Below are 22,507 nucleotides of genomic sequence, written 5' to 3'. Positions count from 1 at the left end.
TCTCTGCGTTTAGACGTAATTTTGTCTGTATGAGGCTACAACTGCGTAAACCGTTTCAGGTGCTCAATAAAGCATACGCCCGGCAAGCTCTTACGGAGTCGCAGCTTGACGCGTTCCGGGGGGCATTGTTACGTATGATTTCGCGGGTAGACGAAAAAGAATCCGAGGCCTATCAGCAAACGATTGTTGCCGGATTCCTGAAAGAAACGTTCTACGCTGATGGATTTAGCATAGACACGAACGGGGTCGTTGATTTAGTTATTCAGCCAGAATCGACTGACACACGTAGTGCTACGTCGGTTTGGATTGAAACCCGCAAAGTGTATGCGGGCGAAATGATAACCCCGCTCAAAAACAACGTAAAATCGCTGCATGAGCTGATCCTACGGTATTTTGAAGCCTGTGAAGAAGCCGCTCAACATGCTGTTTGCCAGCTGGTGATTACGGATGTCTACAACTGGTTTATATTCGAAGAGGCTGATTTCAGACGTTTTTTTATCGATAATCCTCGCCTAAAAAAACTGTATCAGATTAAGCTGCAGCAACAGAAAGACGATACGTTCTTTTACTCGGAAACGGCTCGTATTCTGCGGGAGTTGAATGCTACGGTCCCTGTTACGTATCTGAACCTTCGCGAAGCCGCTGATGCCCTCAAACGACCGTCGGAGCAAGGGAATCGGCTCCTGATTCCGCTCGTTAAGCTGTTTCGTCCGGCTCACTTTTTACATCTTCCGCCCGACAATACATTCCGTTCAGATTTTTATAGCGAACTGCTTCATATTATCGGAGTTCAGGAAACGGCTGTCAAAAAAGAAGCGATCCGATTGGAGCGACTTCCCGACGAGACGCGAAACCCGGCAGCGTTGCTGGAACAAACGATTGGTTTGTTAGAAAAAAGAAACCTGCTGGCGGCCATACGGGATGTTGATACATATGGCACTACGGATGAGGAGCAGCTGTTTACCGTCGCGTTTACGTTATGCGTTACGTGGATCAGTAGGGCGCTGTTTCTGAAGCTGCTGGAACGAAAGAATGAGGATGCTTCCCTAAGCTCGTCAGACGTAGCGCGGATGAGTCTGTCGGCTCTGCAGAATGTTAGCCATTCAGGCGATGCGTTTCGGAGTCAGCCATACGCCGACTTGCTTGACGAGACAGACCTCGAGCGCCAGACACTACGATTAGCCGATCTTTCCGATCCTGTTGAATTGCCCTTGTTTGGGCAAACAGTTTTATCTGGGGCCCAGCCAGATTCGATGTCAGCACCTTCTTATCTGTCGGCTTTTCTCAACGCCTATACGTTCTTGTTTGATAAGCCCGCTGCGATTTTATCCGCTGCTACGCCGTTCGTTACGTGTGCTGACGTAACGGATATGCTCACGAGACTCAGTTGTTACGATGGTCGATCGGCGGGACCGCAATCTGTTACGTCCTATCTGGTTCGTGTGGCACTTGGGCGCGTTGTGGTTGAGCGATTCAATGCGCATTTTGGCTGGCAGTGCGACGACTTGGACGCCCTACGTAGTGAAATCGATCATGTAGATCGCCTGGAGGCTAACAGGGTTTTCAATTCACTACGTATTGTCGACCCGGCGGCTGGTGGCGGCCAGGTTCTGACTACAGCCCTCAACGAATTGATCGCTATCAAAGCCAGACTGGGTATCCTGCTGGATGCGGGTGGTAGACGTTTACAGGCCTACGATGTTGCGGTTGTTAATGACGAATTAGTGGTTACCAATGACCTGGGTGAGCCATTTGATTTGGCCGATGCCGACAATAGCGAAAGCTGGACGTCAGGCCTTTCGGAAAAACAGCGAATTCAGACCGCTCTTTTTCTGGAGAAGCAAATCCTGCTGAAACATTGTCTGTTCGGCGCTGAAAGTAATCCGGCTGCGATTCGTATTGGTCAGATGCGGCTCCATATAGAGCAGTTGAGAAATAGCCCTTGGCCGATTGAGTCGGACCTGGAGTGTCCGGTAATTCCCGGTAATGCGTTGCTATCGAGGTTTAGTCTGGATTTTCGGATCGATAGCCTGAAAAAAAACGTTCGCGACAAGTTTCTGATCGATTTCAGGGAGTATACACAAGCCATTTCTGACGCTAATGAAGGCTTTGTACCAGAGCAGGTTAATCAGTATCAGCGCATGCTGGAGCAGATTGACAGCGGTCATCAGAAAGAACAATCGGCCATTCGCACGCTGGAAGCCAAATTAGCCCAATCGGTTCTTACGTTCGATGCTGAGGAGCAAAGTCAGCCGCAACAACTACAGAACGAGCTAGACGGCGCAAAGCGAGTGATGGCGAACAGGCAGCGTTTGTTTGCGCAGGCTGTTGAATGGCGGTTTGTTTTTCCCGACGTACTGGATAGCCATTATGCGTATGTTGGCTTCGATGTTGTTATGAGTCAGCCGCCGTCGATTTGGTCCGTTGATCGCACTACGTATCAGGGGCTTTTGCGGAGAGCGTTTCCGGGTACCTATTCGCGCCGGTCGAATCGCTACGCATTACAGGTGGAATTAGGATTGAATCTGCTCAAACCGGGCGGCCTGTTAGCCTATCTGCTGCCCCAGAAGTGGACGAAAGCCAGCGAGGATGCAAAGCTTCGCAACTGGCTCGACACAAAAGTCATCGAGCAGATAGCCGACTTTAGTGGCGCACCACTAACAGGAGAACAGGCCGGATGGCCCACTGCACTGATTGTACGTAACGCAGAAAAAGAAACGGAGAGCCACGTAACACCGAGTGATCAGGTGAATGTTACGTTGTCTGAACGGGTAGAAGGCGTTACGTCATCAATGCCCGTATCGGTCGGCTTCGTATCGCCGACAGCCTGGGGTTTCTCGGGTACGCATGATGAATAAAACGATTCTATCGATCAGTCTTACAGGGCTTTATTGCGACATATTGTCGACAAAATGTGTGTTGATATAAACATACTGGCTCTACAAACGATTAATGATTGGTAGATGACAGGTGGGCCAACAGAATAATTCTATCAATAAATTGAAGCTTATCAATAAAAAGTAAAACAAATCGGCCAATCTGCAATCTAATTGCATTCGCGGGAACACGTTCTGCGTATGACTGGTTATATTTGTAGACCTACCAATCAGAATTGGATGTATGGGTAAGCTTAAGCATCGGACTTTACTTCATCAGTTGATGGGCTTGTTGATGGCGCTACACGTCATCAATGTAAGTATCGATGCGCCAGGTCCATACGACGTTCCTACATACTTTGGTCAGCAGCATAAGGATTTAAGTATCAACGAAATAGAAAGCTTTAGTGAGCTTCTATTCGAAGAGTGTCTGGGGCTCGACGATGCTTTCCCCGAACATGATGACACGACCAATAATCATTCTGGCGTAGCCAGTGCTGAACAGGATTATTTCTTTCCCCAGCCCTTTGTATTTAGCGCACCACCTGTTAGCTATTGGTATTTAAGTAGGCAAGCCGTGCCGTTTAAGCCCGCACATGCGCCCATGCACGTGCCTGAAATTTCATCTCCTCCTCCCCAACGTCTGGTTTAAATAGACTTGTTGGTATTTTTTATACGTAGAAGCCTGGTAGGGCTTTATTGGTCTGGTTCTAAAGTGCCCGGCGACTGTGTCATAAGCAGCCGTTGAGGTAGCCGTACGGAACGACCTGCTTCGTTTTGGAATACTCTGTAATCGCCTGGAGGGCTGTCTTCGTAAGAAGAGAGTTCGCCATGATTACGCATATATATATCTACCTGAAATATGAGAAATTACACAATTTTATCCGCACTTCTGATTAGTGCGATGCTGTTTGGTTGTAACAAACAGGACGAACAAACCGACCAGCAGGAGAAGCTGAAGCTTCCCGTTGTTAAACTGGCTCGTCAATCCGCAACCCTTAAGAAAGAATATATAGGTACGCTGGAAGCGGTCCGTAACGTTGAAATTCGTGCACGCGTATCCGGTTTTCTGGAAAAAATCTTCGTCGATGAAGGGCAGCCCGTTCGGCAGGGACAGCTGTTGTTCAAGCTGAACGAAGCCGAGTATCGCTCTGAACTCGATAAAGCCAAAGCCAATTTTAAAAGTGCCGTTGCCACCGCTAAAACGGCTGAAGTTGAGCTGGGTCGCGTGAAATTGCTGGTCGATAAAAAAGTGGTGTCGTCGTCGGAGCTTGAGCTGGCTAAAGCAAAGCTGGACGTAGCGCGTGCTGCCATCGACGAAGCCAAATCCGCCGAAGACAAAGCCGCACTACGTTTGGCACAGGCTAACATCAGAGCCCCATTCGACGGCGTCATTAACCGTATTCCCTATAAAATGGGCAGTCTGATTGAGGAGGGTGCCTTATTAACAACCGTGTCGGATACCCGCGAAGTGTATGCGTATTTCGACGTATCGGAGAAGGAATATCTGGCTTATATCAAGAAAAATCGGAAAGATCCGAACAGTAACGTCCAAACCGTAGAAATGCTGCTGGCCGATGATACCAAGTATCCGCACAAAGGTAAAATCGAGACTATGGAAAGCGTATTTGAAGAAGGGTCGGGGACTATTGCGTTCCGGGCTCGCTTTCCGAATCCCGAAAAGCTATTACGGCATGGTTCGTCGGGGAAAGTACGGCTGGCAAACGATGTAGGCGATGCGCTGCTGGTACCGCAGAAGGCGGTGTTTGAAGTGCAGGACAAGAACTACGTGTATGTTGTTGATAGCGCCAACAAAGTGAAATCACGGAGTTTTGTGCCGCAAGGTCGAGTTGATCATTACTATCTGGTTCAGTCGGGTTTACAGCCTGGTGAGCGGGTCGTTTACGAGGGCATTCAGAATGTCCGCGACGGAATGCAGATCATTCCGGAAGCTGTCGTTACTGATAGCATACCTACCCAAAATGCACTCGCTCAACAATAACCTCAACCAAGTCGAGGGGGGAGTTTATAGTTTTTGGTTTATGGTTTATAGTGGCTGACGCAGAATCTTGCTGACGCGTCAGCCACTATAAACCATAAACTATAAACTATCCTCCCTGGCTACCAGCTAGAAATATGTTCGATCTATTTATCAAGCGACCGCTGCTATCGGCGGTTATATCGGTATTGATTACACTGCTGGGTGGGCTTGCTTTGATTGGTTTGCCGATCACCCAGTTTCCGGATATTGTGCCGCCTTCCGTAACGGTAACGGCGAAGTACACTGGTGCCAACGCCGAAGTGGCTACCAAAGCCGTCGCCATGCCTCTGGAACGAGCCATCAATGGTGTTCCAAATATGGAATACATGAACTCGACGTCTGGCAACGATGGGACAACGCTCGTTCAGGTTGTTTTTAAGGTAGGTACTGACCCCGACCTGGCGGCTATGAGCGTTCAGAACCGCGTAACAACCGTTCTGGACGAACTACCCCAGGAAGTGATCAAAGCGGGGGTGTCTACCGAAAAGGAGGTGAACAGTATGCTGCTCTACCTCAACATCTTCAGTGACGATCCGGCCGTAGACGAGAAGTTTATTTACAACTTTGCTGACATCAACGTACTGGCCGAGCTAAAGCGTATTGATGGCGTAGGGGTGGCTATGATTATGGGTTCCCGCGAATACTCCATGCGCGTATGGCTTAAACCCGACCGAATGACGGCCTACGGCGTTTCGGCCGATGAGGTAATCGAAGCGATTCGGTCTCAAAACGTCGAAGCGGCTCCCGGTAAAGCTGGCGAAAGCGCCGACAGAGCCCCGCAGATGCTACAGTACGTATTGCGCTACAGCGGTAAATTCTTCGAACCCAAACAATACGAAAATCTGGTATTACGGGCCGAGTCGGATGGATCGATACTCCGTCTGAAAGATGTGGCCGACATCGAGTTTGGTTCGCTGGATTATAACGTATTGTCGAAAACAGATGGTCGCCCTTCGGCGTCGATCATGCTGAAACAGCGGCCAGGGTCCAATGCGCAGGAAGTTATCAATACCATAAAAACCCGGATGGCCGAACTAAAGAAAGCCAGTTTCCCGCCGGGCATGACCTACAATTTCGCTTACGACGTATCGCGCTTTCTGGATGCGTCTATTCATGAAGTTATTCGTACGCTCATCGAAGCGTTTGTGCTGGTGTTTCTGGTCGTGTTTATTTTCCTGCAGGACTGGCGTTCAACGTTGATCTGTGCCCTGGCCGTTCCGGTTGCGCTTGTCGGCTCATTTGCATTTATGAGTGCGATTGGGTTCTCCATTAACCTGCTGACCTTATTTGCGCTGGTGCTGGCGATTGGTATTGTGGTCGATAATGCCATTGTGGTCGTAGAAGCCGTTCACGCGAAGATGGCGGAGGAGCATCTGTCGCCCAGGGCGGCTACGTTCGCGGCCATGAAAGAAATCAGTGGGGCACTGATTGCCATTACGTTGGTTATGTCGGCGGTGTTTGTGCCGGTGGCGTTCATGTCGGGGCCGGTTGGTATTTTCTATCGACAGTTTTCGCTGACGCTGGCTATTGCCATTGTGATTTCCGGTGTCAATGCCGTTACGTTAACGCCAGCCCTGTGTGCTATTTTATTGAAGCCAACCCACGGGCATCAGGCCAATGGTTTGCTGGGCCGTTTCTTTGCTGGCTTCAACCGGGGTTTTGATGCGCTAACCGGTCGTTATAATAAGGTTCTTCGGCGTATTGCCAGCCGGGGTGCAGTAACGCTGGCTATGCTGGCGCTGTTTGCGGCTGGAACCTGGGGTATTACGTCCATTTTGCCCAGTGGCTTCATTCCTACCGAAGACCAGGGAATGATCTATGTGAACGTAACAACGCCCGTAGGCGCAACCGTGAAACGGACGGAAGACGTAATGGATAAAATTGAGCGTATTGCGTCGGAACTGGAAACCGTTGAGAACGTATCGACACTGGCAGGATATAGCCTGATGACTGAGGGGAACGGTGCGTCGTATGGCATGGGCATGATTAACCTGAAAAGTTGGGAAGAGCGCACACAATCCGTCGACGATCTGATTGCCATTCTCCAGGACAAGACCAAAACCATTCAGGATGCCAGTATCCAATTCCTGCCGCCACCAACCGTTCCGGGTTTCGGTAATGCCAGTGGTTTCGAGTTACGAATGCTGGATAAAACCGGCTCCGGCGATCTTCAAAAAACGAAGAAAGTAGCCGATGATTTCATTGCTGCGTTGAAAAAACGGCCCGAAATCAATAGCGCCTTTACCAGTTTCGACCCCAGTTTTCCTCAGTATCTGCTCCAGGTCGATCAGGATAAAGCAGCCCAGAAAGGCGTATCGATTGATAACGCGATGAGTACGTTGCAAACGCTGATGGGTAGTTTCTATGCCTCGAACTTCATTCGGTTCAACATGATGTATAAGGTTATGGTACAGGCTTCGCCCGAGTACCGGACTAAACCAGAAGACGTATTGAACCTGCGCGTCAAAAATAAGGATGGAGAAATGGTGCCTTATTCCAACTTCGTCAGCCTGAAGCGCGTGTATGGACCGGAGCAGATTACCCGCTACAATATGTACATGTCGGCACTTATCAACGGCGACCCAACGCCCGGATACAGTAGTGGTGATGCCTTACGGGCCGTGCAGGAAGTAGCTGATCAAACGCTCCCTCGTGGCTATTCGTTCGAATGGTCAGGTATGTCGCGGGAGGAAGTACTTTCCGGCGATCAGGCCGTGTATATCTTCGCGATCTGTCTGGTTTTCGTGTACCTGTTGCTGGTGGCTCAGTACGAAAGTCTGTTCCTGCCGCTGGCCGTACTGCTATCGTTGCCTGCCGGTATTTTTGGTTCGTTCCTGTGTCTGCAATTGGCTGGCCTTCAAAATAATATCTACGCGCAAGTATCGCTGGTTATGCTGATTGGTCTGTTAGGCAAGAATGCCATCCTGATTGTTGAATTTGCCAACCAGCGCCAGCAGGAAGGGCTTTCTATTCTGGACGCTGCCATTGAAGGGGCCGTAACCCGATTACGGCCAATTTTGATGACCTCTCTGGCCTTCATTGCAGGCCTTATTCCGCTCTGTATTGCATCGGGTGCCGGTGCCATGGGTAACCGGTCGATCGGTACGGCAGCGGCAGGGGGGATGTTCATCGGTACTGTTTTTGGGCTGGTGCTGGTACCAGGATTATATATCCTGTTTGCCAAGCTGGCGCAACGGTTTGGATCTGGTCAGACACCAGACGACGATGAACGTAAGTCAACAACTCTATCTACTAAAACGAAAACCAACGGTGCATTTATTCACGAGTCATAAATTAACCTATTGCTTTGGGGTATTGGCGATTCTAACCAGTATGAGTGGTTGTAAAATCGTTCATACGCCTTCTCCAACACCTCGGGTTGCCATGCCCGAGGTATTTACAACCAGCCGGGATTCGGCCAGTATTGGGGATTTAAATCGGAAAACGCTGTTCACCGACCCCTATCTGATCAGCCTGATCGATACCGCTCTGGCCAGCAATCTCGATCTTAAAATAGCGTTGCAGCGTATTGAAGTATCGCGGGCTAATTTTCAGATCACCCAGGGAGCCTTGCTGCCCAGCGTCAATGGCGTAGCGGCAGCTGGTGTGGATCGGTATGGCCGATATACGATGAACGGTATCGGTAACTTCGATACGAATCTGTCGCCGAATATCGAGGGGCAGGGCCGTATTCCCAATCCTACGCCTGATTATTTCCTGGGATTCCGGAGTACCTGGGAGCTTGATATCTGGGGCAAACTTCGCAATCGTCGTCGGGCGGCTTTTACGCGGGTTCTGGCGTCGCAGGAGGGCCGTAATCTGATCGTAACGTCGCTTACTGCCGAGATTGCCCGGCTATACTATACGCTTCTTGCGCTGGATGCTGAGCTAACCATCATTCGGGAAAATGAGGAGTTACAACGGCGGGCTGTTGAGCTGGTCAACGTGCAGAAAGATGCAGGGCGGGTTACTGAGCTGGCTGTTCAGCAATTTACGGCTCAGTTGTTCAACACGCGGAGTCTGGAAGGCAAAGTGAAGCAGGAGATTGTGGAGGTAGAGAACCAGCTCAATACGTTGCTGGGTCGTTATCCACAGCCAATTTCGCGCGGTCAGTCGATTGAGGATCAGAAGATTCCCGCTACAGTAGCGGCCGGACTACCATCCCAACTGCTACGTCGCCGACCCGACATTCGGCAGGCTGAGCGAGAGCTGGAAGCGGCCAGTGTGGATGTGGCCGTAGCGCGGGCCGAATTTTTGCCTTCGCTAACGCTAACACCCTACGTTGGTTTTAACTCCTTCCGGACCGCTACGTTGTTTGATCCCGCTTCACTAGCGCTGGGGGCGCTGGGCGGTTTGGCAGCACCGATATTCAATCGACGGGCGCTCAAAGGCAATTATGCCGCTACGGTTGCTCAAAGTAAGGAAGCGTTCTATAACTACAGGAAAGCTATTCTGAGCGGAGTGAGCGAAGTGGTCAGCAATCTGAAGGGGCTGGAAAACTACCGTAACGTCGCCGATATTCAGGCGCAGGAAGTGGCTATGCTGCGGAAAGCGGCTACTACGTCGAACGAGCTCTTTACGAATGGATACGCTACGTATCTGGAAGTGATTACCGCGCAACGTAGCGTACTGGATGCCGAACTGAATCAGATCGAAACGAAGCGCACCCAATTCCTGACGCTGATCGAACTCTACCGGGCGTTAGGGGGTGGTTGGGAGTAATTCCGTTTTTTTACCCCCACGGCCGCGGCCGTGGGGTATTTTGTTTATCGGTTAATGATCGCAATCGTCAACCTACTTACGCAAACCAGTTTACCCTCATCGGTCGTGATTCGAATGTCCCAGACATGTGTCGTACGTCCGATGTGAATCGGTGTGCAACGGCCGTATACCCAGCCATCACGCACAGAGCGGATATGATTGGCGTTAATTTCCAGGCCAACGGCTAGTTGTTTCGTAGGATCGTCGAGCAGCATGTAAGAGGCCGTACTACCCAGCGACTCGGCCAGCACAACTGAGGCTCCCCCGTGCAGAATCCCGAATGGCTGATGGGTTCGACCATCGACTGGCATACGGGCGGTAAGATACCCTTCGCCTGCTTCTGTAAACTCAATACCCAGATGTTTGACAATGGAGTCAGCGTGAGCAAATTCAAGGTTACTCAGATCAAACCCTGCTTTCATAATGCCGCGAATTTTGTCTAATTTTGCAATCGAATACAACAGAAGACAAAGCTAAGCGCTTGCAACAAAAAACAATATATTTAATTCGTCACGGCGAAACCGATTATAATCGGCGGGGCGTGGTGCAGGGAAGTGGTGTCGACTCAGACCTAAACGATATGGGCCGTGCGCAGGCACTGGCATTTTTTCAGGCATATCAGCATGTTCCCTTCCGGAAAATCTACATTTCAGCTCTTAAACGGACGTACCAGACTGTTGAACCGTTTATCGAATTAGGTATGCCTTACGAAAAACTCCCCGGTCTTAACGAGATCAGCTGGGGCGTTATGGAAGGCAAAGTACCGGGCAATATTGATAACGAATATTACCGGAACCTGATCGAATCCTGGGCGGCTGGTAAAACAGATTTGCCCACCGATGGCGGAGAGAGTCCCGATGACGTTGTAAACCGACAAAAAGTCGCTTTTAAATCTATTCTGTCCCATACCGACGAAGAAACCGTGCTGGTAGCCATGCACGGCCGGGCAATGCGGATTCTACTGTGCTGGCTGACGAACAGGCCGTTGGCGCAAATGGATCACTTTGAGCATAGTAATCTTTGTCTCTACAAACTGATTTACACGTACGATACCAACGAGTTTTCTATTGAGTTAGCGAACGATACGTCCCACCTGCTCACATTGGCTTTGGCGTAACGCCGGAGGCAGGAGAAAGAGTGGCTGTCAAGTCCAGTATGTTCATCCGCTCTTTCTCCCTTTCCTCCTTTTCCTATTCCATTGGTGTAGATATCCATCCAATTGCCTTAAAATCTCGTACATTCGCTTACTATCCCCCAATGGGTGAAGAATGGAATGAGTACATCAAAGCGGAAAATATATTGGTTTTGCCAGCTTTTCGGCTGGTCGCTCCTCATACTGGTGGAGTACGTAGCGTATGTGCTGGAAGCCGGGTTTGACCCCGATGCGCTTTATCTGGCCATTGCCAACATTTTTTTAGGTATCACCCTAACGCATTTGTACCGGTTAGTACTGCGTCACTGGAACTGGGTACGTCTTCCGTTCTTTCAACTAGTACCCCGCGTTCTTTTCTCCGTTTTAGTGCTGGCCATGATTATGACGCTGGTCAATATTCCCATCGACCGTCGGCTATTTCCGCAATACTTTATTGAAGAGCCCTGGCCTACAATCGGTTATATGCTGACCTGGGGTAAGAATATGTTTGCCTGGGTACTGAGTTATACGGTGTATCACTACGTCGAAGAAAACCGTAATGCCGAAATCGAGCGGATCTTACTCAAAACCAGTATCCGGGAAACCGAAGCGAAAGTACTACGTTCACAACTCAACCCACACTTCGTGTTCAATGCGCTGAACAGCATCCGGGCGCTTGTGTACGAAAACCCGACCAAAGCGCAACAGGGCATTACCCAGCTCTCTAACCTGCTCCGTAACTCGCTATTGGCCGACCGCCGGAAAACCGTTGAACTTCGCGAAGAAATCCGCACCGTTGAAGACTATCTGGCGCTGGAAAAAGTCCGCTATGAAGACCGGCTGACCTCCTATATTGAATTGGATAATCGTACGCTTTACTGGCAGGTGCCGCCTATGATGCTGCAAACGCTGGTCGAGAATGCGATTAAACATGGTGTGTCAACGGCTGTAGGTGGTGGCTTTGTTGAGGTCAAATCGAGCATCGAAACGGATAAATTGCACATCATTATTCGCAATACGGGCGTTCTTGGCGACAAGAGTGCGTCCAATGGTTTCGGTCTGGCTAATACGGCTCAGCGTCTGGAGTTGCTCTATGGCCCTGAAGCCTCCTTTACTATTTTCCAGGAAGAAGATACCCCCACTAGTGGGCCCGTCGTTTGCGCGGAGATTTGTATTCCTGCCCAATCAGAAGGTATATTTCGACGGAAAGAAGAAGCGATAAAATAAATGAGTTTACAGTATATAGTAGCTGGCATACTGCTCTTCCTGTCTCAGTAAACAAGTGATTGGGGGATTGGATTGTCGCTGGCAGCATCCTGCTGCCGGACGTGCGATTGTCTTACTTACTCAGGCCAGCAATAAACTGAAAACTCTAAACCGCTCGGGCGGCCCTGTGAAAACTAAAAAAATATGAAGACCCTTATTGTTGACGACGAACGACTGGCCCGTAACGAACTTCGGCGGTTGCTTGAAAACTTCCCCAAAATTCAGATTGTTGGCGAAGCGGCCAATGCCGATGAAGCCTTGCCTATGATCGACGAGCTGGAACCGGAACTGTTGTTTCTGGATATTCAGATGCCGGGCAAAAATGGTTTTGAGCTGCTCCAGTCGATTGAAGGAAAAACGCCCGAGGTCATTTTTACAACCGCTTTCGATGAGTATGCTATCAAAGCGTTTGAATTCAATGCACTCGATTATCTGCTGAAACCGGTTGAACTGGCCCGATTGTCGGAAGCTATTCATCGGGTAGAAGAAGAGCAACAACATGCCGCTGATCCATCCGCAGGGCCCATCGCTGGTTCAACGAGCAAGGTACTGGGCGAAAACGACCAGGTGTTTGTAAAAGATGGAGAGAAGTGCTGGTTCGTGAAACTGGGTAAAGTCCGGCTGTTTGAATCGATGGGGAACTACGTCCGGCTGTATTTCGATGATCAGAAGCCGCTGGTTCTGAAGTCGCTGAATGCCCTGGAAGATCGGCTCAATCCGACTACCTTTTTTCGGGCCAACCGGAAGCACATCATCAACCTACAGTGGATCGAAAAAATTGAGCCCTGGTTTAGTGGCGGATTGCTGGTGACCCTACGGGGTGGCGATAAAATTGAAATTAGTCGGCGGCAGGCTATACGATTTAAAGACTTATTAAGTTTATAAGGAAAAGGGTTTGGATAAATTGTGATGCTGGAAGGCTGATTTTATTAGCCTAGTTGATTGGGTTTGTTACTCGTTCATCAACTTTGTATCATATATGCTGAGCCCGAGGTATTTAAAGTCGTTTGCATGAAGTATTTTTTCGCTGCTTTTCTTTTTTGCTCAACAGTATGGATAACGGCCTGTGATCGAGGCAATTCTGCTCCGCCGGTATTGGAACACAAACGATACGATCTTACCGGAGCGGGCCAGTGTGATACATCGACGAATAAAGGGGTGAACGTATCGATCGCCTATGTTCAGTTAAAAGATGATTCAAAAGCAGCCCGCGCCATCAACGATAGCATGCGTCAGTTGAGTATTGGTAGTATTGTGAGCTGGCTCGATAGTGCTACGGTGGCCAGTAATCCCGATGCGCAGACCGATATCAGTAAAGCCGCTTCGTTGTTTGCCGCCGATTATGAAGCCATCATGAAAGATATGGATAAACTGGGCGGCTGCTGGGAATTGAAAACGAGAGTCGATACTGTCTATACGGGCTCCAATGCCATTACGGTCAAGTTTGAGACCTACGCCTACACGGGTGGCGCCCATCCCAATTCGAATCTGGCTTTTTACACCTTTGATCGGGAAACGGGCCGGACTCTGGCGTTGAACGATATTGTATCGGACACAACCGCACTATTGGGCGTTGTTGAAAAAGCATTCCGAAAACAGCAGGATTTACTCCCGCAGTATAATCTCGAAGAGCGTGGCTATTTTCTCCGGGATGGCCAGTTTTTTCTACCCGCTAATGTTGGTTTAGGACGCAATGGCCTGATTTTCTATTACAATCCGTACGAAATTGCGGCCTATGCCGTTGGGCCAATCGAAGTAACCGTACCGTATGAGCAGCTGAACGGAATTCTGCGTGGCGACTGGTAATAAACGGTATTTGTTTGGTATAACGTGTAAAATGATATGACCTTCGAGCAATTTACCGCTACGTTGAGCCAGCCAGCGCCCCCGGCTGGTTTGCAGCCCTTGTTACAATCACTTTGGTACGATGCCAACGGCGACTGGGAAGCCGCGCACAGTATTGCGCAGACACGCGAAGGCGAAAAAGCGTACGATCGCATCCACGCCTATCTGCACCGCAAAGAAGGCGATCGCTTTAATGCCAACTACTGGTACCGTCGGGCTGGATCGTCATTCTTCGATGGTACGTTCGAGGAGGAGTGGGCCGTTCTTGTGAAGCAATTACTTAGCTGAGTAGTTTGCTTCCTGGCAAAATAGCGTCCAATCCGTTTGTAGCCAATTTTACTTCGTTTGTAGTTGGCGGGGGATATCTTGTAAGGCTTTCACGTGGATGCCATAAACCCCTTATTTGATCCGCTTTTTTACCCCTAAATCCCCTAAAGGGGACTTATTCAAGCGCGAGTAAAGTCCCCTTTAGGGGATTTAGGGGTGAAAAGCCAAGTAAAAATTGACCCTTTGGAATACTGAATTAAACTCTTTTCAAAACCCCTGCACGATTAGGTTTTAGGAGGGGCCAGGCCAGCGTTCTGGCAGGGGTGGTAAATAGCGTAAAAACAAACCTAATCCATCATCTACGTGAAACTCCTACTAGATTAGCTTTATGGGGAGGGCTTAAACACTTGGCCGTTACCGTGGAAGGTTATATCAACTACAGACAGGTCTCAAGCAAACACCTGGTTGTCTGTGATGGATGGTATTGCTATTTCTTATAAAGGTCATTATTAGTTTATGGATAGTAGAATATATATATAAATTATTCTTATAAATACTCATTAGGCATTGGATGTATCAACGACTGCGTTTACCAGCCTAAAAACGGGATTAAAATTTATAAATGCCTTTTTAGTCTATTAACTGCCTACTTTGATTTATTAGCAACCACGTCGTATATGTATAATCGTATTTTTTTTCTTTTTTGTAGTATATAATCGGTTGTAAGAAGTTGATACGACCAGCTTGTCTATACTAGCTTCCCCCGGATAATAAATTCGATTTATACGCTTCGGTAGGCGGGTAATTACTCAGGTGGATATTTAGTAAGTTTGTCTTAGGAAGAAAACCGTAACATCGATTAAGGAAGACTTCTACTAAACTATCCACAAGTCAAACTATAGGGAGTAATGACTAAACATCTTTCCCGAAGCCATGAATCTGACGTATCGGCGAATGTCGATTATTCCCTCAGATACTGGCCGGATTTTTAAACGTACAGGCTATACACGTCTTATTCTTTTTCGGAACAGGTATGTTTCAGCAGACAAAGCTATTCACTTGATAGTATAACGTCTTTAGGGGAAAGAATAGAGTAATCAGGTTTCGATTTGCCGCTATGCACAACTGCTGGCGTGGTGGAAAGCTATTGCCTGAATCGACCGTAACGACACTAATGAATACGTAGTTTCCAGTAAAACATAGCGCTTGGTGCGCTGAAAAATCAACCATTATTCATTAACCATTTTTGTATCGCGCTACTCATAACAACCTTTACATGAGAACTTCAACTCCGAAAATTAGGCTCCTGTTTTATGGTTTCTGCCTGGCTACTGTCCTCTACAACTGTAAAACGAAAGACGTAGCCGGTGTTACCCCGTTCACGTATACGTTTAAGGGAATCGACAATGTAAAATTACCGGAAGTAAAAGCCACCACCCCAGCCACTGTTACGGTAACGGCGGGTTCTGTGCAATCATCGACCGTTACGTCGGCCGTTACCAGCGGATTAGCCAGTCTGTCTTCTGGACAACCGTCCGCTGCTGTGCAACAGGCTACCGCAGACGTAGCGAAGGCTATCCCAGCGGATCAGGCTACGCAACTGGCGGCTGCGTTTACACCAGCTGTTGTTGCCAGCATCTCGTCTGGAGGTACTCTGCCTGCTAATCTAAAAGCACAAACCGACGCTCTGGCTAAAAACCCAGCGCTTCAGGCCTACATGCCTAAGTTTACCTTACCAACCGTGAATGGTAAACCCGTAGGCGGACGTATCGGTGCTGATGGAAATACCGTAGTACCGGTTACTGCCAATGCCACGACGAAGACTAACGACGCCTGCCAGGATGCAGCCAATGCGTCGTATAATACGGCAGTAGCCAACTTAACAGCTGCCCGTGATGCTCAGGCTAGCTCAGTCAATGCGGCACACCAGGCTCAATTGACAGCCGCTCAGCAGCAGGCGACATCATGTAATAACGATAAGAATGCGTATTATGCCAACTTGTTGAGCCAGGCTAGCAGCCAGTACAATGAAGCCAATACGGCCATCAGTGGAGCTGCGATTCCTGATTCTGATAAAGCCTTATTGAAAGTATTATATCTGGTATCTTATGTTCAGATTTCGGAACAGATCAGTACTGTGAAAGCGGCAGAAATTGTAGCCTGTAACGCTCAGGCAACGGCTGTGCAAAATGCTTCTACGGCTGATACGCAGGCTATTACGGCTAACTTCAATGCGGCTATGGCTGCGCTGAATGCTGCCCGGACACAGGCTATCAACAGCTGTCACAACCAGGGTGGTGGACGTATCGGAGCTGAATAAGTAATAGGATCTTTAACTCACCAGAATTTACTACGTTCAATCAAGATCATGAAAAAAAGATACCTATTCCTGTCCTTCTCGGCTTTTGTAGCGGGTTTATTCATAAAACCATCGACTGCCCAGGCACAGGTAAACTTAAAGAGCATCAGCGTAGGAGCCAGCTATTGGGGGCCATCTCTGGATTACTGGAATGAGCGTTCGTTCCTGACCGCCTACAACAACGATCAAGGGGCTAAACTGAATGGTAGCATTATGCCAACGGCTGCTCTGGAGATTGGCCTGGTCAAAGGACTCTCCGTTGGCGGACGGGTTGGTTTCTGGAGCAAGTCTGTATCCAGCTCGTTGAGCAGCGGGGGCATCAATCGCACGGAGAAATTAACGCTATCGATCATTCCGGTTTCCCTGGATCTGAAATACACGTTCGAGAAAGCCGCCGTTGCCAAAGAAGGCGAGGAAGCGCCGAAAGCTCCGTTCCTGACGCCTTATATCGGTGTTAGTGTTGCCCGCTATTTTGTCAATAACAAATTTAACCGGCAGGTAACGGGCGGAACGGGTTCCGTTGATGAAACACAGGCAGGCAACAACTACGGTATACAGCTACTGGTAGGGGCTGAGCGGCAACTGGTCAAGAAACTATACGTAGCCGTCGATGTACGCTATCATTTGGGGAGCTACAATCAGGTAGCTCGTACGGAAACAACCAGTACGACCGAAAAGGTTAGCCTGAACGGTGTTGAAGCGGGCTTGTCGCTACGGCTGAAACTGAAGTAAATGCTGGAACGCCAGCTTCGTAATACATACCAATGCAATTAATACGTATAGACTTATACGTTCAAGAATACAGTGCTCATGAAGACCGATAAAAAGGTTTTTTGGATAGGATTAGGGCTACTCTGTAGCCTATACTCCGGCCGACTTTGGGGACAGGTTAATGTTTCCGGTAAGTCTGGGCTACTGTATATCCCAACGGCAGAGGTACAGGAAGATGGTACGTTTTCGTTTGGCTACACGTTTAACCCATCGAACTATGCTTTCCGGTTTAATAAAAAAAATTCGGAAAGTATCAGTTTTGTGAATTTGGTTATACTACCTCGTCTTGAAGTGAATCTGAATTTGCTGAATCCTAATGGCCCAGTACGTTTTGCGGACAAAGGGATTGGCGATCGGCAGATTGATTTGAAATACGTAGTACTTACTGAGAAAGAAAAACGCCCTTCATTGGCTGTTATTCTTTCTGCGCCCTTCGGTATTGATAACTCACTGATAACAAATGCGCTGGTAGCTACCAAGCATGTGTCTTTGAGCAAATCGATCGAAACGGCTATTACGATTGGTATGGGCAGTCCGTACTCGTTGTATCGGGCGGAGGTCAAGAATAGTCAGAATGAGGATATCTTCTCTGGTTATACGCTGAAGGATAAACGAGATAGACCCTACCATTATTTATCCGGGCCTTTTGGTGGCGTTAAGTTGAGTTTTGCCAAAAAGGCTGGCGTAATGGTTGAGTGGGATTCGCAGCATCTAAACGCGGGAGGATACGTAACGCTCTTCAAACACTGGACCATTCAGGCTGGTTTGCTGAACGGCGATCAGTTTACGGCGGGTACGTCGTATTCACTACGTCTGTTTCAATTACCTAAACGACTTCGGAAGCATGAAGGTAATTGATCGGCGTATAGGGCGAGGGGCCAGGATGTATTGGTTATCGTGTATAGCGTGGCTATGGATGGTTCAGGTTTGTTCAGCACAGCAAAAAGACGTACTGACAAACTACGAGAATATGGTAATCGATAGTGGGCAGCACCGGGTGTATTACGAGCAGCGGCTTTATCGAAACCCTGGCATTGGCTTACTGGAATTGTCGGAGCCATTATCTGTACAAGGAATCAATGAGTTTGTTCCGCTCTATCAGGGAGTACCCATTGCTCACTATACGGTAACGCCAACATTCTCCGCTCGTTCGGTTAGCCAATCTGAACGGAAAGCCTTTGCAAAAGCCCATCCCTTTGATGGACGACGGTATAAACTGGATTTCAGATTGCAACCCGAGTTTATTGCTCAGTTTGGCTATCGGGAGAACCCAGTGGAAAGTAAAACAAACCTGTTGCTCCAGAGCCAGCTTTATCTGGGCCGAGGCTTAGTCCTAAACTGGGGTGTTCTATTTCCAATCGTGAACAGGCTGGATAATCAGGCGCTGAATGTACGACCCGCACCAACGTTTCTGAATCAGTTTCTGGCACTGGATGGAACGAATTTTATGAGTCTGTCAGCGGGATTGTTTTATAATGATCAGTATGGGGTTAATGTGCAATACCGTCACGCTGATCTGACCAAAAACTGGTCGTTTGGCATTGAAACGAGTTATACCGGCTTTTACTATTTCCCGAGTAATGGCTTCTATTATGAATCGTTGCAGCATCTGATGCTCCTGGCCGACGTAGCGTATCGAATCCCTTCGCGTGATCTAACACTGAAAGTATCGGGTGGGCAGTATATGTATCAGGATCGGGGGGCGCGAGTCGATGTGATCCGGCAGATGGGCAATGTGGAAGTAGGCTTTTTTGCCACAAAAACCACGAACGGTGGGACAGGCGGTTTCAGTTTTGCCGTTCCGATTCCGCCGGGACGTATTGCCCAAACGAAACAGTTGAGAGTACGGAGTACCGAAGAGTTCCGCTGGGAATATAATTACAGCCGGGGCTATCGAATAGGAAATCGGTACCGAGTGGGCTATCAGTTAGATGCACTGCTTCGGCAATACCATAGTAGTTATTTACAGAATCAATATCGCTTGTATTTACAATAGTCGCATGAAAGTACGTTTACGGTTAGCTCAGGGCTTTGTTTGGATAGTTGGATTGTGCGCCTGCCTGTCGAGCTGCATTTCCAGTAAAGAGTTGGTATTGTATCAGAAAACAGATTCCGATACGTTGGCGCTCGCTCCCCGATATATTCCAACCATTAAAGCTGGCGATGTATTGTCCGTTCAGGTAAGCAGTTTAAGTCCGGAAGCTACGGCCTTTTTTAATCCGTATGCCACCATTGCGATGGCCGAACGGGCGGGAGCACCAACTACTAACACGCCAACAACGCCAATTCCTTACACGCCTGGTTATCTGGTCAATGAAGAGGGGCAGATCGAGTTACCGTTAATTGGTAAACAGATGGTTCAGGGGCTAACGAATACGCAGGCAGCCGCCCAGATACGGCAAAAGCTACTGGACTATTTAAAGGAGCCAACCGTAAACGTTAGGAACCTGAATTTTCAGATTTCCGTGTCTGGCGAAGTGGCGCGTCCGTCGCTTTTCTCAATTCCGAATGAGCAAATATCCCTACCAGCTGCTTTGGGGTTAGCTGGTGACGTAACCATCTATGGACGTAGAGATAACGTATTGATCATTCGGGAGGAGAACGGACAACGCACATTTAATCGTGTCGATCTCACCAAACGGGACGTATTCAAATCGCCTTACTACTACCTGCGCCCTAACGACATTATTTATGTTGAGCCGGGTAAATCGCGGATTGCTAACGCCGACCGAACGTATCAGACATTACCCATTATTCTGAGTGCACTATCCTTTATCGCCATTATTGCTAGCCGTTTTTAACACATGAATATGACTACTAATCCATATACGCCCTACCAGGCCTATGAGGTTGAACCTCAGCCGAACCTGCGTGCTATCCTGATGCGCTATCTGCGTAACTGGCCCTGGTTTGTAGGCTCGCTGGTGGTGGCGCTGGCTGCGGCTTATATCTATCTGCTTTATCAACCGCCGATCTATAAAGTTCAGGCTAGTTTGCTGATTAAAGACGAGAAAAAAGGCATTGCGGAGCAAAGCCTGATGAAAGAGCTGGATCTGTTCAGCAGTAGCAAAGTGGTGGAAAATGAGATGGAAATTCTCAAGTCCTACACACTAATGGAGCGTGTCGTCAGCAATCTGGGACTGGATGTTCGGTATTATCACCCAACCACTACGTTCAAGAAAGAAATCTATAGTGAATCACCTATACGGTTACTGGTGGAAGAACCCAATTCACAGCTTTATACCGAACCGCTAACCATTACATTCGTTGATGCGAAAACAATCAAGCTGAATGGACAGGCCTACCCCGTTGACCAGAGTATAAAAACGACTTATGGCAAGCTGCGGGTATTTGCCCGTAAGCCGCTCACTAGTTCACAGGAATCGGTTATTGTTTCGGTATCGGATCATCGTGAAGCCGTCGAAGGCTTTCTGGCCAACTTAAAGGTTGAACCTACCGCCAAGCAATCGACCGTACTGGTGATGAATCTGGAAGAATCAGTACCGGATAAAGGAGAAGCGGTTCTAAACCAGCTAATTAGTGAATACAACAAAGAAGCAATTGTCGATAAAAACAAACAGGCGAATAATACGCTCAGCTTTATTGAAGAACGTTTAGGCTTAATTTCTGGTGAATTATCGACGGTTGAGAAAGAAGTTGAGCTGTATAAATCGACCCAGGGTATTACTGACCTCAGTGCACAGGCGCAAACGTTCCTGACAACCGTAAAAGAAAATGATACGCAGCTGAACGAAGTCAACATACGGTTAGGGGCTTTGAATGACGTAGAACGGTATATCAAAAACCAATCGGGCGACAAGAGTCTGGCACCTGCTACGTTGGGTCTAAGCGATCCAATTTTAATGGGCCTCTTAACGAAAGCCTCTGAACTGGAACTAAAGCGGGAAGAAGTGTCCCGGACAATGGCGCCCAATAGTCCAGCTTTCCAATCGCTGGATAGCCAGATTAAAACTATCAAAGCCAGCATCAACGAGAACGTAGCCACCATACGTCAGCAACTGACCACCAATAAAAATCAATTGCTGGTGAACAATAAGCGTATTGAAGGCATGATTCGCACGGTGCCTGGAAAAGAACGGGCTTTATTGAACATTAGTCGCCAGCAAGCTATTAAGAACGGACTATACACCTATCTGCTTCAAAAGCGGGAAGAAACAGCCTTATCAGCGGCATCTACCGTATCGGACAGCCGCACGGTGGATGCTGCCCGTACTGGAAGCAAACCTGTCAAGCCGGTTAAAATGACGATCTTTGGATTATTTGCCATTATCGGTTTACTCGTACCCGTAGGATTCATTTCTGCAAAAGATGCGATGAACAATCGCGTATTACGTCGGTCTGATGTGGAAGAAGCCACTCAGATCCCAATTTTAGGCGAGGTCGTTAAAAGCCGTCAGATGGATGCCGATAATCTGGTGTTCAAGCCCCGAATGCAATCAGTAGTGGGCGAACAGATACGGGCTTTACGTACTAACCTGCAATTCTTACGTAGCGATCCAGAGCAAAGCCAGGTGCTCTTATTTACCTCCAGTATCAGTGGCGAAGGAAAATCATTTGTATCCCTGAATCTGGGAGCCAGCCTGGCTTTAGTGGGCAAGTCTACCGTCATTCTGGAAATGGATATGCGGAAGCCTAAACTGCATAAAAGCTTACATATAGAAAACCGGGCGGGCTTGAGCAATTATCTAATCGGAGAAGCGACAGTGGATGAGTTGTTGCATCCAGTCTTAGGCTATGAAAACTATTACATTATAACGGCAGGACCGTTACCACCAAATCCCGCGGAACTATTAAGCTCTCCACGACTAGCTCAATTATTCAAAGAGTTGAAAGAACGATTCGATTACGTATTAGTCGATTCGCCACCCGTGGGTTTAGTAACCGATTCTCAATTAATTGCTCCGTTCGCTGATGCAACGATGTTCCTAATCCGCCACGATCATACGCCTAAAAACTACATCAAAATGGTGGATACACTTTACAAGGAGCATCGCTTCCAAAAGCTTAGTATTATTCTCAATGGGGTAGGTGAAGGTGAATCCTACTACTATAGCTATAACTATGGTGATTATTATGGAGAATCAAATAAAACACGTCGACTAGAGTAATAATTCTGACAGGATTAACATGATTAGCTCTAAATAATCAGCAAATAAATCCTGTCAATT

17 protein-coding genes are annotated in these 22,507 nt (G+C 48.3%); 16 read left to right on the top strand and 1 reads right to left on the bottom strand.

The window, feature by feature from the left end; all coding sequences use genetic code 11:
- The first annotated feature begins 29 nt into the window (after positions 1 to 29).
- From GK108_RS22075 to GK108_RS22055, 5 genes are all read left to right on the top strand, one after another.
- Positions 30 to 2,858: a DUF7149 domain-containing protein gene (locus GK108_RS22075; RefSeq protein WP_163953205.1), complete on the top strand. Its 2,829-nt coding sequence runs from the start codon at positions 30 to 32 to the stop codon at positions 2,856 to 2,858.
- A 262-nt stretch (positions 2,859 to 3,120) separates the two neighbouring features.
- Positions 3,121 to 3,528: a hypothetical protein gene (locus tag GK108_RS22070; protein ID WP_163953203.1), complete on the top strand. Its 408-nt coding sequence runs from the start codon at positions 3,121 to 3,123 to the stop codon at positions 3,526 to 3,528.
- A 210-nt stretch (positions 3,529 to 3,738) separates the two neighbouring features.
- Positions 3,739 to 4,878: an efflux RND transporter periplasmic adaptor subunit gene (locus GK108_RS22065; RefSeq protein WP_163953201.1), complete on the top strand. Its 1,140-nt coding sequence runs from the start codon at positions 3,739 to 3,741 to the stop codon at positions 4,876 to 4,878.
- A gap of 134 nt (positions 4,879 to 5,012) precedes the next feature.
- Positions 5,013 to 8,210, top strand: a complete 3,198-nt coding sequence (locus GK108_RS22060) for an efflux RND transporter permease subunit (RefSeq protein WP_163953199.1) — start codon at positions 5,013 to 5,015, stop codon at positions 8,208 to 8,210.
- Complete coding sequence (locus tag GK108_RS22055; RefSeq protein ID WP_246225073.1) at positions 8,143 to 9,639, top strand: TolC family protein; 1,497 nt, start codon at positions 8,143 to 8,145, stop codon at positions 9,637 to 9,639. Before GK108_RS22060 ends, GK108_RS22055 begins: the two co-directional genes overlap by 68 nt.
- Positions 9,640 to 9,683: 44 nt before the next feature.
- Here the strand turns inward: GK108_RS22055 and GK108_RS22050 are convergent, their stop codons facing one another.
- Complete coding sequence (locus GK108_RS22050) at positions 9,684 to 10,100, bottom strand: hotdog fold thioesterase (RefSeq protein ID WP_163953197.1); 417 nt, start codon at positions 10,098 to 10,100, stop codon at positions 9,684 to 9,686.
- Positions 10,101 to 10,159: 59 nt separating this feature from the next.
- Between GK108_RS22050 and GK108_RS22045 the strand changes: the two genes are divergently transcribed.
- The 11 genes from GK108_RS22045 (at position 10,160) to GK108_RS21995 (ending at position 22,447) form a co-directional block, all read left to right on the top strand.
- Entirely contained in the window at positions 10,160 to 10,795 is a 636-nt protein-coding gene (locus tag GK108_RS22045) for a histidine phosphatase family protein (RefSeq protein WP_163953459.1), read from the top strand.
- Positions 10,796 to 10,951: 156 nt separating this feature from the next.
- Complete coding sequence (locus tag GK108_RS22040) at positions 10,952 to 12,037, top strand: sensor histidine kinase (RefSeq protein WP_163953195.1); 1,086 nt, start codon at positions 10,952 to 10,954, stop codon at positions 12,035 to 12,037.
- A gap of 183 nt (positions 12,038 to 12,220) precedes the next feature.
- Positions 12,221 to 12,961: a LytR/AlgR family response regulator transcription factor gene (locus GK108_RS22035; protein WP_163953193.1), complete on the top strand. Its 741-nt coding sequence runs from the start codon at positions 12,221 to 12,223 to the stop codon at positions 12,959 to 12,961.
- A 126-nt stretch (positions 12,962 to 13,087) separates the two neighbouring features.
- Positions 13,088 to 13,882, top strand: a complete 795-nt coding sequence (locus tag GK108_RS22030) for a DUF3298 and DUF4163 domain-containing protein (protein WP_163953191.1) — start codon at positions 13,088 to 13,090, stop codon at positions 13,880 to 13,882.
- 36 nt (positions 13,883 to 13,918) lie between these two features.
- Complete coding sequence (locus GK108_RS22025; RefSeq protein WP_163953189.1) at positions 13,919 to 14,209, top strand: hypothetical protein; 291 nt, start codon at positions 13,919 to 13,921, stop codon at positions 14,207 to 14,209.
- A 1,255-nt stretch (positions 14,210 to 15,464) separates the two neighbouring features.
- Positions 15,465 to 16,508, top strand: a complete 1,044-nt coding sequence (locus GK108_RS22020; protein ID WP_163953188.1) for a hypothetical protein — start codon at positions 15,465 to 15,467, stop codon at positions 16,506 to 16,508.
- 48 nt (positions 16,509 to 16,556) lie between these two features.
- Positions 16,557 to 17,279 carry a hypothetical protein gene (locus GK108_RS22015; protein WP_163953185.1) on the top strand — a complete coding sequence of 241 codons (723 nt, stop codon included), beginning with the start codon at positions 16,557 to 16,559 and terminating at the stop codon, positions 17,277 to 17,279.
- 78 nt (positions 17,280 to 17,357) lie between these two features.
- On the top strand, positions 17,358 to 18,176 hold the full coding sequence (locus GK108_RS22010) for a YjbH domain-containing protein (RefSeq protein ID WP_163953183.1): 819 nt from the start codon (positions 17,358 to 17,360) through the stop codon (positions 18,174 to 18,176).
- Positions 18,163 to 19,314, top strand: coding sequence for a YjbH domain-containing protein (locus GK108_RS22005; RefSeq protein ID WP_163953181.1), 1,152 nt, complete (start codon positions 18,163 to 18,165; stop codon positions 19,312 to 19,314). Before GK108_RS22010 ends, GK108_RS22005 begins: the two co-directional genes overlap by 14 nt.
- Before the next feature lie 4 nt (positions 19,315 to 19,318).
- Positions 19,319 to 20,119, top strand: coding sequence for a polysaccharide biosynthesis/export family protein (locus GK108_RS22000; protein WP_163953179.1), 801 nt, complete (start codon positions 19,319 to 19,321; stop codon positions 20,117 to 20,119).
- A gap of 3 nt (positions 20,120 to 20,122) precedes the next feature.
- Positions 20,123 to 22,447, top strand: coding sequence for a GumC family protein (locus GK108_RS21995; protein WP_163953177.1), 2,325 nt, complete (start codon positions 20,123 to 20,125; stop codon positions 22,445 to 22,447).
- Positions 22,448 to 22,507 lie beyond the last annotated feature (60 nt).

It is taken from the genome of Spirosoma terrae, from assembly GCF_010435915.1.
GTDB classification, from domain to species: domain Bacteria; phylum Bacteroidota; class Bacteroidia; order Cytophagales; family Spirosomataceae; genus Spirosoma; species Spirosoma terrae.
This window is presented reverse-complemented; position numbering and strand designations above follow the sequence as displayed.